At 57.3% G+C, this 915-nt stretch carries 1 pseudogene; it reads right to left on the bottom strand.

Features of this window, described 5'->3' with window-relative positions:
• Nucleotides 1–895, bottom strand: a pseudogene (locus tag ACR0C6_RS21475) (leucyl aminopeptidase); the annotation flags it as partial.
• Nucleotides 896–915: the final 20 nt, after the last annotated feature.

Raw genomic sequence — 915 nt, 5'->3', positions numbered from 1 at the left:
TCCACGGCGTTTCCTCTTTCACGAAACGCTGCAGGAATTGCGCGGCGGTGACTGAACCCGCGGGACGACCGCCCACGTTTTTCATGTCGGCAATGCGCGATTTCAGCAACTTGTCATAGGCATCGCCCAATGGCATCCGCCAGGCGCCTTCATCCTCGGCCTTGGCTGATTTCAGGAAGGCATCGCAGAATGTGTCATTGTTCGAAAAGACACCAGCATTCTCATGGCCCAACCCGATAATAATCGCACCGGTCAAAGTTGCCAGATCGTTCATGCCGACCGGCTTGAACCGTTCCTGCGCGTACCACATCACGTCACACAGAACCAGGCGGCCCTCGGCGTCGGTGTTGATAATCTCGACCGTATCACCTTTCATAGACCTGACCACATCACCCGGACGGGTGGCGTTACCTGATGGCATATTCTCGACCAGACCAACCAGCCCCACGACATTGGCTTTTGCCTTGCGCTTGGCCAGCGCGCGCATGGTGCCCGCAACAACTCCGGCTCCGCCCATGTCCATGGTCATCTCTTCCATGCCAGCAGCTGGTTTGAGCGAGATACCACCCGTGTCGAACACTACGCCTTTTCCGACCAAAGCCAGAGGCGCGTCGTCCTTGGCACCGCCATTCCACTGTATCACCACCACTTTCGAAGGGCTGTCCGAGCCCTGCCCGACGCTTAGCAATGTGCGCATCCCCAACTCGGCCAGCTTGTCTTCGTCCAGCACTTCGACCTCAAGACCCAGTTCCTGCATCTCAACCAGACGGTCCGCGAATTCGGTAGTGGTCAAAACATTTGCCGGTTCATTGGTCAGATCGCGCGTCATCCGAACCCCGTCAGCAATTGCATAGAGAGGTGCGAATTCTGCCTCGGCCTCAGCAGGCTTTGAGTGACAATCAGCCACTCAAAGCC

This window comes from Ruegeria sp. AL12 (assembly GCF_056540885.1).
The sequence above is the reverse complement of the archived record's forward strand: the minus strand, read 5'-3'. Positions and strand labels throughout refer to the sequence as shown.